At 33.6% G+C, this 13820-nt stretch carries 14 protein-coding genes; 8 read left to right on the top strand and 6 right to left on the bottom strand.

Going from position 1 to position 13820, the window contains the following annotated elements; genetic code table 11:
- The first annotated feature begins 68 nt into the window (after positions 1-68).
- The 8 genes from zwf (at position 69) to X929_RS04820 (ending at position 7900) form a co-directional block, all read left to right on the top strand.
- Positions 69-1631: a glucose-6-phosphate dehydrogenase gene (gene zwf / locus X929_RS04785; RefSeq protein ID WP_103066900.1), complete on the top strand. Its 1563-nt coding sequence runs from the start codon at positions 69-71 to the stop codon at positions 1629-1631.
- Positions 1612-2310, top strand: coding sequence for a 6-phosphogluconolactonase (pgl, locus tag X929_RS04790; protein ID WP_103066901.1), 699 nt, complete (start codon positions 1612-1614; stop codon positions 2308-2310). The genes zwf and pgl overlap by 20 nt, the downstream gene beginning before the upstream one ends.
- Positions 2311-2539: 229 nt before the next feature.
- A complete protein-coding gene (locus X929_RS04795) occupies positions 2540-3232 on the top strand; it encodes a DUF554 domain-containing protein (RefSeq protein WP_103066902.1) in 693 nt (230 codons plus the stop codon).
- A 208-nt stretch (positions 3233-3440) separates the two neighbouring features.
- The gene (locus X929_RS04800) at positions 3441-4583 is read left to right on the top strand and encodes a hypothetical protein (protein WP_103066903.1); all 1143 of its coding nucleotides are present in this window, start codon (positions 3441-3443) and stop codon (positions 4581-4583) included.
- Between the two features lie 29 nt (positions 4584-4612).
- Positions 4613-5590 carry a glucosyl-3-phosphoglycerate synthase gene (locus X929_RS04805; RefSeq protein WP_103066904.1) on the top strand — a complete coding sequence of 326 codons (978 nt, stop codon included), beginning with the start codon at positions 4613-4615 and terminating at the stop codon, positions 5588-5590.
- Positions 5587-7107 carry a glycosyltransferase family protein gene (locus tag X929_RS04810; RefSeq protein ID WP_103066905.1) on the top strand — a complete coding sequence of 507 codons (1521 nt, stop codon included), beginning with the start codon at positions 5587-5589 and terminating at the stop codon, positions 7105-7107. The genes X929_RS04805 and X929_RS04810 overlap by 4 nt, the downstream gene beginning before the upstream one ends.
- A gap of 75 nt (positions 7108-7182) precedes the next feature.
- The gene (locus tag X929_RS04815; RefSeq protein WP_103066906.1) at positions 7183-7443 is read left to right on the top strand and encodes a DUF3783 domain-containing protein; all 261 of its coding nucleotides are present in this window, start codon (positions 7183-7185) and stop codon (positions 7441-7443) included.
- A 13-nt stretch (positions 7444-7456) separates the two neighbouring features.
- Entirely contained in the window at positions 7457-7900 is a 444-nt protein-coding gene (locus X929_RS04820; RefSeq protein ID WP_279585880.1) for an RNase H family protein, read from the top strand.
- Positions 7901-7905: 5 nt separating this feature from the next.
- On the opposite strand, the gene X929_RS04825 is transcribed toward X929_RS04820, so the two are convergent.
- The 6 genes from X929_RS04825 to X929_RS04850 form a co-directional block, all read right to left on the bottom strand.
- The gene (locus X929_RS04825) at positions 7906-8856 is read right to left on the bottom strand and encodes a sulfotransferase (RefSeq protein ID WP_169924964.1); all 951 of its coding nucleotides are present in this window, start codon (positions 8854-8856) and stop codon (positions 7906-7908) included.
- 21 nt (positions 8857-8877) lie between these two features.
- Complete coding sequence (locus X929_RS04830; protein ID WP_103066909.1) at positions 8878-9591, bottom strand: ABC transporter ATP-binding protein; 714 nt, start codon at positions 9589-9591, stop codon at positions 8878-8880.
- Positions 9576-10310 (bottom strand): ABC transporter permease, encoded by a 735-nt coding sequence (locus tag X929_RS04835; RefSeq protein ID WP_103066910.1) that lies wholly within the window; start codon positions 10308-10310, stop codon positions 9576-9578. The genes X929_RS04830 and X929_RS04835 overlap by 16 nt, the downstream gene beginning before the upstream one ends.
- A complete protein-coding gene (locus X929_RS04840) occupies positions 10307-11233 on the bottom strand; it encodes an ABC transporter substrate-binding protein (protein WP_103066911.1) in 927 nt (308 codons plus the stop codon). Before X929_RS04840 ends, X929_RS04835 begins: the two co-directional genes overlap by 4 nt.
- Positions 11234-11353: 120 nt before the next feature.
- Positions 11354-12418: a threonine synthase gene (gene thrC, locus X929_RS04845; RefSeq protein WP_103066912.1), complete on the bottom strand. Its 1065-nt coding sequence runs from the start codon at positions 12416-12418 to the stop codon at positions 11354-11356.
- Positions 12405-13700 carry a homoserine dehydrogenase gene (locus tag X929_RS04850; RefSeq protein ID WP_103066913.1) on the bottom strand — a complete coding sequence of 432 codons (1296 nt, stop codon included), beginning with the start codon at positions 13698-13700 and terminating at the stop codon, positions 12405-12407. Before X929_RS04850 ends, thrC begins: the two co-directional genes overlap by 14 nt.
- Positions 13701-13820 lie beyond the last annotated feature (120 nt).

Below are 13820 nucleotides of genomic sequence, written 5' to 3' on the forward strand. Positions count from 1 at the left end.
GTTTAAAGTAGCTTTTAGTGTTTCTAAGGACAATAAAATATTCTATAGAAAGAGGTGGACATTAGTACATGGACCAAATAACAAAACATCTTTCAAGAAAAAATATTTGTGAAGAAATAAAACCCGGGGCCTCTTCCTTAATAATATTTGGAGCCTCAGGAGATTTAACTTTTAGAAAATTAATCCCTTCTATATATACTTTGTTCAAAAAGAACCTTTTACCCAACGAATTTTTCTTACTGGGAGTAGCTAGGTCTAAACTCACCGAGGAAGAATACCGCCAAGAAATAAAAAATAGATTATTGGAAGAAAACGAAGATAACTTTATAATTTCAAAATTCATTGAAAAAGTCTTTTACATTTCAGGTTTCTACGACGATGATTCCCTGTACCTGGATCTAAAAAATAAACTAAATTATTTAGACAAAGTTTTTAACACCCACGAAAATCATCTTTTTTATCTTTCAACACCCCCAAACGTTTATTTAGAAATAATTAAACATTTGGGGAAGTTCAATTTGACAAAAGAAAGTGAAAACTCTTACTCAAGAATAATAATAGAAAAACCTTTTGGAAGTAATTTTAACACATCCAAAGAATTAGACGAGGAACTTCATAAGTATCTAAATGAAACCCAAATATACAGAATTGACCATTATCTTGGTAAAGAGACCGTTCAAAATATAATGATGCTCAGATTTGCAAACATTGTTTTTGAACCCATATGGAATTACAAATACATAGATAACGTCCAGATAACTGTTGCTGAAACATTAGGCGTAGAACATAGGGCTGGATATTTTGAACAAGCTGGCTTATTACGAGACATGTTTCAAAACCATATGATGCAGCTTTTAACTTTGGTAGCTATGGAACCGCCTGCTTCCCTTGAAGATACAAGCGTTAGGGACGAAAAGACAAAACTATTGAAAGCTATAAGACCCTTTGAAAAAGAGAAGACAGATGAATACTTTGTAAGAGGCCAATATATTGAGGGATTGATCAATGGAAAAGAAGTTCCAGCTTATAAAGAAGAAAAGAATGTTAACCCACACTCTTTTGTAGAAACATTTGTAGCGTCTAAATTTTTAATCGACAATTGGAGATGGAGCGGGGTACCTTTTTATTTAAGGGCAGGCAAGAGGTTGAAAAGAAAGGTTACAGAAATCGCCATAATCTTTAAAGACGTTCCTCATTCGATATTTGCTAAAAATGATATAACCTTAGAGAAAAATGCCCTCATTCTCAATATACAACCAGACGAAGGATTTTCACTGAAAATTCAAGCGAAACAACCAGGTTCCAAACTTTGTTTGAATACTCTAACCATGGATTTCAATTACGACGAATTCTTCAAATTCAAAGGACCAGATGCATATGAAAGGCTACTCTTGGACGCCATGTTGGGAGATCAAACACTTTTTGTAAGAAGTGACGCAATGGAAATTTCATGGAAAATATTCACCCCAGTTTTAGAAAAATGGGAAGAGGAAAAAGATAATGGATTGATATTTTACAAAGCTGGTACATGGGGACCAAAAGAATCTTTTGAACTATTAGCAAAAGACAATAGAAGTTGGCGTAACTTAGACTTTGAAAGTGAAGATCTATATGCAAACAAAGTACTTTGATGATCCTAAAAGGTTCCAAAATGAATCGGTAAATTTAATCTATAAGTTATATGAAGAAAGCATAGGAAAAAGCAAATTATTCACCTTAATGCTTTCAGGCGGAAGAACTCCACTTCCAGTTTATGAAAAATTGGTATCCGAGTACAAAGATAAAATAAATTGGAAGAAGGTACATATTTTTTGGGGAGACGAAAGATACGTCGATCAAAAAAGTAAAGACAGTAATTTCAAATGGGCTTACGATTTGCTAATAAGCAAGATTAATATTCCAACAAATAATGTACACAGGATAAAAACAGAACTAACAATAGAAGAAGCTTGTGAAGCGTATGAGAAAGAAATAATAAGTTTTTTTCGGAATCAAAATCCTGTTTTTGATTTGATATTACTTGGAATAGGAGAAGATGGCCACACAGCATCTTTGTTCCCTTCGAGTGACACTTTAAAAGAAAACAAAAAACTCTTCACTGTCACACCACCCTCTGGTACACCTAAAATACCAAGAATTACAGCCACTTACAAGTTGCTGAACAATGCAAGAAATATTCTTTTTCTATGCTCATATAAAGGAAAAGAGCAGGTAATAGATACAATCCTAAACAACCCTAAAATTGCAGAAGAAAAATATCCAGCTGCTAAGGTTAAAGTTGAAAATACTTATTTTTTTATAAAAATATAGGGACTGTTTGACAGTCCCTATTAAATTAATAATCATAAAGCATTTCTCTTTATGGATATGTAGTAAAGAGAAATCGCCTTAAATTCCCTCATCATTTTTGGAAAAATCTTAAAATCTCTTTATTTTTGTAAGTTTTTTTGTAATTAACCATACGATTGATTCTTTGGTATAATTATTGAAAAAAAACTTTTAATGGATTCAATTCCGCAAAGAGGGAGGGGAATAAGAAGTGTTCAACGTAGCCGTCATCGTAAACACTTTAGCCGTTTTGATTGGAGGCACATTGGGAACGCTTGTAGGAAATAAATTGCCAGACAATTTGAGACTGATTTTATTTCAAAGTGTGGGCCTAACTACCTTTTTGATCGGAGTAGGAATGGGGTTAGATGCGAGCAATTTGATCGTAGTTTTGGTATCTTTGGCGCTGGGAGGATTACTTGGAGAAATACTAAGAATAGAAAAAGGTCTAGGAAAGTTAGCAAATATTGTTGAAAGGTCACAAGGAGAAACGCCATTTGTCAAAGGCTTTATTACTGCCACAGTTCTTTTTGTTATAGGCCCTATGACGATAATTGGATGTCTAAATGCTGGTCTTTCAGGAGATAACTCTGTTATTTTTTTGAAATCTGTTCTTGATGGAATTTCTTCAATGGTCTTAGCCTCGGCTTATGGTGTTGGAGTTACATTCTCTGCTGTGAGTGTTTTCTTAATTCAAGGTTCTATAGTTAGTTTAGCGGGAATGCTTTCTTTCCTTTCAAATCCCTATTATTTGAACGATTTTACAGCCGTAGGAGGCGCGATGATAATCGCCATTGGAATAAGACTTTTGGAGATAAAAGATATAAAAGTAGGAAACTTCCTTCCTTCTTTGATAATTGTTGTCTTGATAAATTATATTCTTACCTTTTTTGGCAGGTTTTGACAAATTCCTACAAAATATGTTATAATAATTGATAGAAAAGGTAATAAACGTTTTCTTCTTATTTAAACTACTATTCATATCTCTACCACTCATACTATATTCGCCCATATTTCTAATACAGATGAAGTAAACAAAATTAATCATAAAACCTTTTTTAAAAGGGGTTATTTTTCGTTACTTGATAAAAATGTGGAAAGGAGGAATCAAAATGCTTAGATTAGAAGATGCCTTATGGAAGTTGGAAAAATATGAGGATGAACTGTTATCTAATACGATACTTTACAATCAACTTCCTTTAAAAAATTTCGATGAACAAAAAAACTTTATAATAAACAGATTAAAAGAAATGAATCTAACAAACATTAAGGAAGATGATGAAGGAAACGTATATGTTTCTTTTGTTAACGACGATGCTTCTCCTGCGGCTCTTGTTTTCACTACTATAGATGAGATACAAGATCCACTTGTTGAAAGATTTGCAAGGGTATTAAAAGGAAAAATCGAAGGTTTAAAAATCGTCTCTTCTTCACTTAAAGTAGCAGCTCTTTTGACATTGATAAAGTTTTTACACTCTGAAAAAGTAGACTTAAGAAAGAATGTATTTTTCCTCTTTCTTAATCAGGCAAGAAAAAACAAATTTTTAAGTTTAGGAGAGTTTTTACAAGAAAATATGAAAAGTTTGGACTATGCCATTAAAGTCAATGGCATAAATTTAGGAGATCTTGGTCATCGGTCTTTAGGAAAATATGTTTACAAATTAAAGTTTTATTCTCGAGATTCAATTCATAAAACTTCTAAATCTCCATCAACCTTAGAGATATTGTACAGAATAACTTCCAATCTAAAAGAAAATGCTGATATGGAAGGCACATCTATAAGCATCTTGAAACTTGACAAATTCGAATACAACACGGAAGTAATATTAGAGATAAAGAGCGAAGGAGATCAGGATTTAGAAACCATAAGTGAAAACTTAAGATCCACCGTTACAGAATTGGCAGAAAGATACAATTTAAAAATAAAATTGAATCTGCTTTCCTACATACCAACTACTTTCATACCGAAAGATCATCCCTTGATCGAACAGATCAGAGAGATTCAGAATAATTTAAACATTAAAACTAAGTTAGTTCCTTTAGACAAAGACGAGGCTTTGATAATTAAATCAGGTATTCCTGCAGTTTCACTCGGTATAGCAAAAGGTGAAATATTAGATGGCTCAGAATACTTCGAAAGAGATGGTGTCATGAAAGGGCTAAATCAAATTTTGATGGTAGTTGATAATGTAACAACTGAAAACTTTGCTGAAGAAGAGATAGGTCAAGACATAATAGGCGAAGAAAAAGATTAAAAAAGATTAATCAGAAAGGAAGGTAAAAGATGAAGGATAATGTCTTAAAACGTTCTTTTCACCATTCAAAGTTTGAAAACATTAAAGAGCTTGTTAAATTAAAAGAAAAACAAGATGTCAAAATATCCCTTGCTTTTCCTTCTTTAAACGAAGAAAAAACAATTGGTAAAGAGATAATCATTATGAAAACAGAACTTATGGAAAAATATCCCTTATTGGATGAAATAGCCGTGATTGATTCTGGATCAGAAGACGAAACGGTTTCTATAGCAAAAGAGTATGGCGCTAAAGTTTTTTACTCTAGTGATATTTTACCAGAATACGGTTTTTACAAGGGAAAAGGAGAAAATTTATGGAAAAGCTTATACGCACTTAATGGCGATATAATAGTTTGGGTGGATTCAGATATAGAAAACATACATCCAAAATTCGTTTACGGTTTAGTTGGTGCTTTGTTGAATTATCCAGAAATAGGTTACGTTAAAGCCTTTTATGATAGGCCCATTGTTGGAAAATCGGCAATGCAACCAACGGGTGGAGGAAGGGTTACCGAATTGGTTGCAAGGCCTTTATTTTCGTTGTTTTACCCCGAGCTATCAACGATAATTCAACCTTTAAGTGGTGAATATGCAGGAAGAAGGGAGATTTTAGAAAAGCTGCCATTTTTCGTGGGATACGGTGTGGAAATTGCTCATCTCATAGACATAGCTGAAAAATATGGCACTGAAATAATAGCTCAAGTGGATCTTGAACTTCGAATACACGACAATCAACCACTACACTCACTTAGTAAAATGGCTTTTGAACTCATAAAGGTAGTATTAAAAAGATTGGAAAAATATGGAAAATTAGATTTAAAGACTGAATTGAACGATAAACATATAATGATCCAAAAAAAAGGAAATGAAAGGATTTTAGATCCAAAAGAAATTTTAAGTATTGAAAGGCCTCCAATCATCACTATCCCTGAGTACAAACAAAAGTTCTCAAGAGGAGAAAAGGTATGAACAGCCTTTACATCTTCCACTACCATTACATAAAAGGCGGAGTTTCTACCGTTGTTAGAAATATTGTAAAATCTTTAAAAGACGAATACAAAATTACTCTATTTGGTTCAAAAAAAATGGGTATAGACGGAATAAAAGAGGTTTTATCTTACAAAAACGTCGATTTTGTTGACTTTCCTGAACTCGGATATATATACTATGACAGCACCGACTACCAGACTTTTCTTGAACTCAAAGAATCGATAAAAAACGAACTGAATAATTATCACGATGAAAGGGCTATATACTGGGCTCATAATTATAATTTAGGCAAAAACCCAGCCTTCACAGAAACATTTAAAGAATTTATCATATCAAAAAACATCCCTACAATCATTCAAATACATGATTTTCCTGAGTGTGCAAGATGGGAAAACTATTCTTTTTTAAGAAAATTTATAAATTCTTCGATGTATCCTATCAGGAAGAATATATTTTATGCAACTATCAATCATTCCGATTACAATAGACTTATAAAATCCGGTATACCTTCAGAAAATACTTTTTATCTTCCAAATGCGGTTGAGTTCACTAAAAATAAAGATAAAAAAGATGAAATTGACAAAGATAAAGTAATAGATAAACTAAAAAAATTGGGATATAACGTTGATCCAAAAAACAAAAACATTTTGTATCCCACTAGGACGATAAGAAGAAAGAATATTTTGGAAGCGGTACTTATAAATCGCTTACATGGAAAAAGTAATCTACTTGTTACGTTACCAGCTAACTCTGACAAAGAAAGACCATACGAAAAAGTTGTAAAGGAAACTTTTGAATCCGAAAAGGTTAAGGGAGCTTGGGCTATTTCAGCGAAAGATCCGTCACTTTTTCCTTATATTCTAAATATTTCTGATCTGTTCTTTTCGTCTTCCGTATTAGAAGGATTTGGAATGATATATTTAGAATCAAAATTCAACGAAAAAAACTTTTTAACCAGGAAGTTAGATGTGATAGAAGATTTCAAAAATATAAAAGAAATAAGTTATTACGATCATTTTTTGGTTAGACTTTCTCCTGAAGAGATTAACAAAGTAAAAGAAGAATACGAAGAGCAAATTAACAAAATACCTATCTCTGAAAAGTACAAAAATTATTTAAGAGAAGATTTAACCAACAAATTTGACAAAGATCTAATAGATTTTTCATTTCTTCCCATAGAGCTTCAAAAGAAATTCTGTAAGGAAGAAGAAACAAAACTTAAAGATTTGAAAGAAATTAACAAAGAAATATTTGATAAAATAGAAGTGTTGACTTCGACACAGCACATTGACCAAGGAATAAACTTGAAAGATTTCTCATTAAAGGCATATAAAAGTAAAATATTTTTATTATTAGATAAAGTGCAAACTTTAGAAGGAAACGCCCAGAAAGGGGTTCAAGGAAGTAAAAAGGAAATAGAAGATACAACAATTGACGAAAATATTTTAAAATCTTTTCTAACAGTAGACAACATTAGATTACTTTTTTCTTACTAGGTGTTATGTAGGCCAATTGTGGCGAGGGCTACGTGGCAAAGGGGCGCTAATTTCACAACTTCGGAGGTTATACTCATGTATGAAGATATAAAAAACATTCCAACAATTATAATAAACGGTATGTCTAAAGAACAGATACTTAGGATAATGAAAGTGATAAAAGATATGGAAAACTTACCAGAAAATATCATTTTTGCCTCTGTTACTCCTACAAGCTCTCAGTGGACCGTTGAAGAACTAATCAAAGAGCTAAAACAAGAGGACATAGAAATGAAAATAGTAACAGAAAATCTCAAAAAAGGGGTATACGACAATTACAAAAAAGACAGCCAGTGAGAATAAAATTCTCATCGCCTATGTCGATGGGAGTTATGACGTAGAAACAAAAATATACGGTAGCGGAATAGTACTTCTAGATGGTGAGGAAAAGCACTTCTTCTTTTCTGGTAATAACCCAGAATACTCCTATAGCAGAAATGTTGCCGGAGAAATAAGTGCATCCATCTACGCAATGGAATACGCTAAAGAAAAAGGCTATGAAAAGATAATAATACACCATGACTACATTGGATTAGAGAAATGGTGTAACGGAGAATGGAAAACAAATAAAAAAATAACCATAGCCTACAAAAATTGCTATGATTATTTTAGTAAATTTTTAAAAATACAGTTCAATTGGGTAAGGGGACACTCAGGAGACCATTACAATACGTTGGCCGATCAATTGGCTAAAAAAGCATTAGAAAGCAAAAAATTCCGTGATTTAATAACGAAATATCTTTATTCAAATTGATTTTTTCATGCTATTTCAAACTTGTAACCTTTTTCCACCTTTTCAGACCATTCTGATTCTTGACCATAATTAAACTTTTTCATCAGTTTGCTACAATGTTTTTCCATAATAACTGCTTCCTTATTTTTCCAATCTCTCCAATGAGGTATAACGTAGTTTTTAGAACTAGAGTTAACTTTTCTATTCAATAGCTGGGGTTTGAACTCGTAATTCTTTGAAAAACCGTCTTCAAAATTGGTAATAAAATCTAAAAAATCTTTGAAATACTTTTCTCTATCCTGATAAATCAGAATATCTTCGTATCTATAAACTTTAAAATTTGGTTTGTCACTCATTTTTTCAAGAACAAAAGAATTAAGTTTGTTATAATACCAACAAAGTTTCTCAAATTTCGACATATTTTTCCATTTTTCAGCGTAGGGGTCATCTTTGAAATCAGTTGCTTTCATGCTTATATTTAAAAAAGGAAAATCAATTTTGCCATAGAGAAGAGATGCTTTTGTACTCATTACAGATCTGATCCAAGTTCGGGGATCTCGAATAACAAATACAACCTTGCTGTTGGGAAATACTTTCTCCAGTAAGTCTACAACGCCGTGCAGGTGGTTATTCGATTCAACATAAAGCTCAGGAATAATGTCTTTAAGTACTAACTTTCTCATTTGCTCTATATACTTTAATGCTTTATCGTCGCTAACCCTTCCTGCACGCCTATCGCTACTAAGTTTATACATAGAATATTTCGGAGTTAATTGACCTATCGTCATTCTTAAAAATCCATATTTTTTAATATCTTTTTTCCATTTATTTCTATCTGTCACAAAAACTCCAGCGGGCTCATGAGTAGAATAACAGTCATCAATCATAGAAGGAAGAACTTTGCCTATGAACTTAGTGCCGGTCCTACCTGTGGAAACAATGAAAACTGAATGTTTGTATATAGGAATAAACTTCACCTCCAAATCTTTTTATACTTTCTAACCAATTATCTTTTCAGATTGGCTTATAACAAATTTTGTAATCTGGCTTTCTAACTCTAAAAATCTTTTATCATAAATATTTTTCTCTTCTTCTAAAAGATCTATATCAAAGACCTTTAATATTCTAGAAGGTCTTTGTGACAAAATGACTATTTTGTTTCCCAGCATCAATGCCTCTTTTATGTCATGGGTAACCATCAATATTGAAAAATAACTTTTATTCCACATCTTATTCATATCTTCTATTATTGATAATTTAATATTTAGATCCAAAGATGTGAAAGGTTCATCCATTAGCAAGATCTGTGGTTGAACTAATAAAGATCTGGCAATATTCACTCTTTGTTTCATTCCTCCACTCAATCTGGAAGGTAAAAGAATTTCAAAACCTTCTAAACCCATCATACCGATAATTTGTTTAATTTTCTTTTCATCGTCTAAAATTATTTTTAGGTTATCGTAAACCGTTCTCCAAGGCAATAATCGAGGCTCTTGAAAAACATAACCGATCTTATCCACAAAAGTTTCAACTTTTCCTTCACTTTGTCTTTCTAATCCTGCAACAATCCTAAAAAAAGTGGTTTTTCCACAACCTGAAGGTCCTAATAGAACGATTTTTTCTCCCTCTTTCAACTCAAGACTCCAGTTGTCTATAACCAGAAGGTCTCCAAATCTTTTGATTAAACCATCTGCTTTTAGTACATTTCCCATCTTTCTAACATCCTTCTTGAAATAATTTTAAATACACGCTCTGTAGCGATACCTAATATAACGGCTACGATAGTAATAGCGTAGATCCTCGGGACATCGACATACTGTCTTGCCCAAGCTAGTTCTACACCCAACCCATTTCCACCAACTAGAAACTCTGTTACTAACACCACTTTCCATACATTTCCTATTGAAACTTCAACCGCTGCAATTACAAAAGGAACGATCGAAGCTAAGTATACATGCCTAAATATCTTAGTTCTTGATACTTTGTACAAGCGTACCATCTCAAGCAATTTTCTATCGATGTTCTTTATCCCAGAAGCAGTAGTAAAAACAGTACTAGGTAAAATGGCCATGGTGCTTATTAAAATAGGGCCACGCCATCCCACACCCCATAGAAATACCACAAAAGCAAGCCAAGAAACAACCGGTATAGCTTGTATCATCATCAGCATAGGCCTAAAAATTTCATAGATCGTATCGTTCATTCCCATTAAAAATCCCAAAATTATCCCGATAAAAGAAGAAATAAACAAAACAATCAGGGTCTTCCATATCGTGTTCCATAATGCCATATAAAACCTCGGTGTACTTAGCTGATTTATTAAATTGATCAAAACTTCATGAGGGAAAGGCAACACAAAAGAAGAGCCTATAACAAAAGAAAAAAAGTACCAAAGTAAAGCGATTAAAACGATCCCAAAAACGGTTTTCATTTGTGATAAAATCCTTCTGTCGGTAAAGTAGGCAACCCTTCTGGATAAAGTTCATGCATCGTGCTTAAAAAGTTTTCTACTTCTTCTCTACATTCCAAAATTGGAATGTATTCAAAAACTAATCTATTCATCGCTTCCTTAAGTATTGGAACAGGGATAGTTAAGTATTCGTTAGTTATCTTTAATGATTGATCTAAATTTCTATTAGCCCAATCAACACTTTCAGAAAAAGCGTTCTCAACTTTTGAAACGATATCAGGTTCTCTCTCTAAAATCTCCTTTTTAACAAAAAGTCCTGCTATAGGAAGGCCGTACTTTGAACCTGAGATTTTATTCCATTCATCTTGAAAGTCTAAAACTATTCTCCCTTCAGTTCCTGTTACAGCCAATGTAGAAAATGGTTCTGGCAACGCAGCATATTCTATCTTACCTGATTTGTACAAGGAAACTATCTCCTGTGGAGGAAGGTAGTTAAATTTTACATCTTTATCAGGAACCAATCCATTTCTAACCAAAAGATACCTCATCAAAATGTCTACAGTTTGACCTCGTCCATGCGGAGAATAGACTTCATGACCCTTTAAACTTTTTACGTTTTCAAAATCAACATTACTACTGCTTACTAAATAAAATGCTTTCCACTCGTGAACACCTAGCAATATTATCTCTAAACCTTGAGCGTATAAATTTGCGCCTACGGTTATAGGAAGAACCGCAAAATCTGCTTGATTTGATACCAACAAAGCTACAGCTTCATTTGCGTCTTTCCAAAGACTTACATTTATTTCTACTTCTTCTTCTATCGTATCGGCCATCAAGCCTGTTACTGGAACAACCGTTGGACCTAAAGGATTAGTGATTGTAATGGAAAAGATCAAGAGTGCAAAGAAAAAAGAAACTATTAACAAAGCTGTTTTTTTCATGATTATTTTCCTCCTATATCTCTCTTATTTTACTCGCTTTAGAAACTCCAAAACTTGCTTTAGATCCCCTTCACCCAGCAGCCCGCCCCACAATTGGCACTTTTAAAATATTTTAGAAAATTACAGCCCTATCATTTTCAATATGGTACCCATTTCTGGTTCTACTGGATTGACCCTGGGTATTACACTGATTGCGGTATCGGGATCCTTTAATCCATGTCCTGTGAGTACTGCTACAATTTTACTTCCTTTATTTATCTTATCCAAATTTATCATTTTTTTAACGCCTGCTACCGAAGCCGCAGATGCAGGCTCTGCAAACACACCTTCGAGGGATGCCAATTCTTTATACGTGTCCAAGATTTCCTCGTCGGTAACAAAATTTATAAATCCTCCAGATTCTTTTGCAGCTTCTACGGCTTTCTCCCAATTGACCGGATTACCTATTCTTATAGCTGTTGCTACGGTTTCTGGGTTTTTTATAACTTGATTTTTTACGATAGCAGCTGATCCTTCCGCTTCAAAACCAATCATCTTAGGTAACTTATCTGTTTTGTGGTCTTTAAAGTATTCTTTGAACCCTTTCCAGTAAGCTGTGATGTTTCCCGCATTCCCCACTGGAATTGCCAATATGTCAGGAGATTTACCACCCAATTGATCACATATCTCAAAAGCTGCACTTTTTTGACCCTCTATCCTGTATGGATTAAGTGAGTTAACCAGAGTTATAGGATAGTTGTCAGCGATCTTTCTTGTAATCTCTAAGGCAACGTCAAAATTACCTTTTATCGGTATAACTATAGCCCCATGCATTAAGGCCTGAGATAATTTCCCCAAGGCGATCTTCCCTTCAGGGATTATGACCGCTGTTTTCAATCCTGCTCTACTTCCATAAGCTGCAGCAGAGGCAGAAGTGTTACCGGTAGAAGCACAGATTATTGCTTTATCACCGTTCTGCAGAGCTTTGGTTACTGCTAAACACATTCCTCTGTCTTTAAAAGATCCCGTGGGATTAGCACCATCATATTTCAGATAAAGCTCAATATCCCACATATTACTCAGTTTTTCTGCGAATATCAAAGGAGTGTTCCCTTCTTGTAACGTAATTATCTCTGTTTTCTCATCGACGGGCATGTATTCTTTATAAGCATTTATTATACCAGGCCAAAAACTAAAACTTCTCACCGAAATCCTCCACCCTTATTATATTTTTTATTTCTATCACATCCTTTAATTCGTTCAACGAATCAATTGCTTTTTTCAGTTTTTTTTCCTTGATTGGGTGCGTCTGTAAAAATATTGGCACAACAGGATTAAGTCTGTGTTTTTGAATTACAGAAGCGATGCTAACTTCGTTATCTCCAAAAACCCTTGCTATTTTCGCAAAAACACCTGGTTTGTCATTCACTCTCAATCTTATATAGAAAGAGTTTTCAATCTCATCTGTTTCAATTAACTTCAAACCGTTTAACCTTCCGGTACTGTATTCGTTTTCAATATGGTATTTAATACTCTTGGCGGCTTCCATAATATCTGCAACAACCGCACTTGCAGTTGGCATTTCTCCGGCACCTTGTCCGTAAATCATTATATCTCCAACGGCGTCTCCATGAATCTGTACGACGTTGTATACACCGTTTATTTTTGAAAGAGGGCTACTTTTTGGTATAAAAGTTGGATGAACCCTTATATCCAACATCTTATCTTCGTACCTTTTTCCAATAGCTAATAATTTAATTGTATATCCTAATTCCTCTGCTATTTCTATGTCTTCCCTTTCTATCTTCTCAATTCCTTCTACATGGATTGAATCAACATCCATAAAACTCTCAAAGGCTAGTGAAGACAAAATATTTATTTTATATGCACTATCCAAACCGCTTACATCAAAATATGGATCGCTCTCAGCATAACCTAGATTTTGAGCTTCTTTTAAAGCCTCTTCAAAATCAATGGATTTTTCGGTCATTTTAGTCAAAATATAATTCGTTGTCCCGTTTAAAATCCCATAAACTCTTTCAATTTTATTTGCAATCATGGACTCTTTCAGAGTTTTAATTATTGGGATTCCACCCCCCACGCTTCCTTCATAGTACACTTTGACATTATTGTTCTTTGCAAGTTGAAATAGTTCTCTACCATACTTGGCTAATATTAACTTATTGGCTGTTACAATATTTTTATGACCATTAATAGCTTCTTTTATATAACTTAACGTCGGTGTTTCTCCGCCAATTAACTCCACTACAATCTGAATCTGAGGATCTTCTACGATCTCTTTATAGTCTTCTGTAAGCAACGAATCATCTACATCGTACTTCCTTTTTTTGTACTTTTCTTTCACCAAGATCTTTTTGATTTGAATTTTCTCACCTAGTTTTCTTTCTATATCTTCCTTTTTGGTTGTGAGGATATTGTAGACTCCTCCTCCAACCGTACCGTACCCAAGAAGACCGACTTTAATCATCGTAACTCCCTCCCTTTTCATTAACGATCACTAACCCCGGATGTTGATAGTTGAAAAAGTTATGAACTATTTTCTTGAGCTATGAAATTGGCTTTTTAAAATTTTTTTAACTGAAAGAAT

It is taken from the genome of Petrotoga olearia DSM 13574 (assembly GCF_002895525.1).
Taxonomy (GTDB): Bacteria; Thermotogota; Thermotogae; order Petrotogales; family Petrotogaceae; genus Petrotoga; species Petrotoga olearia.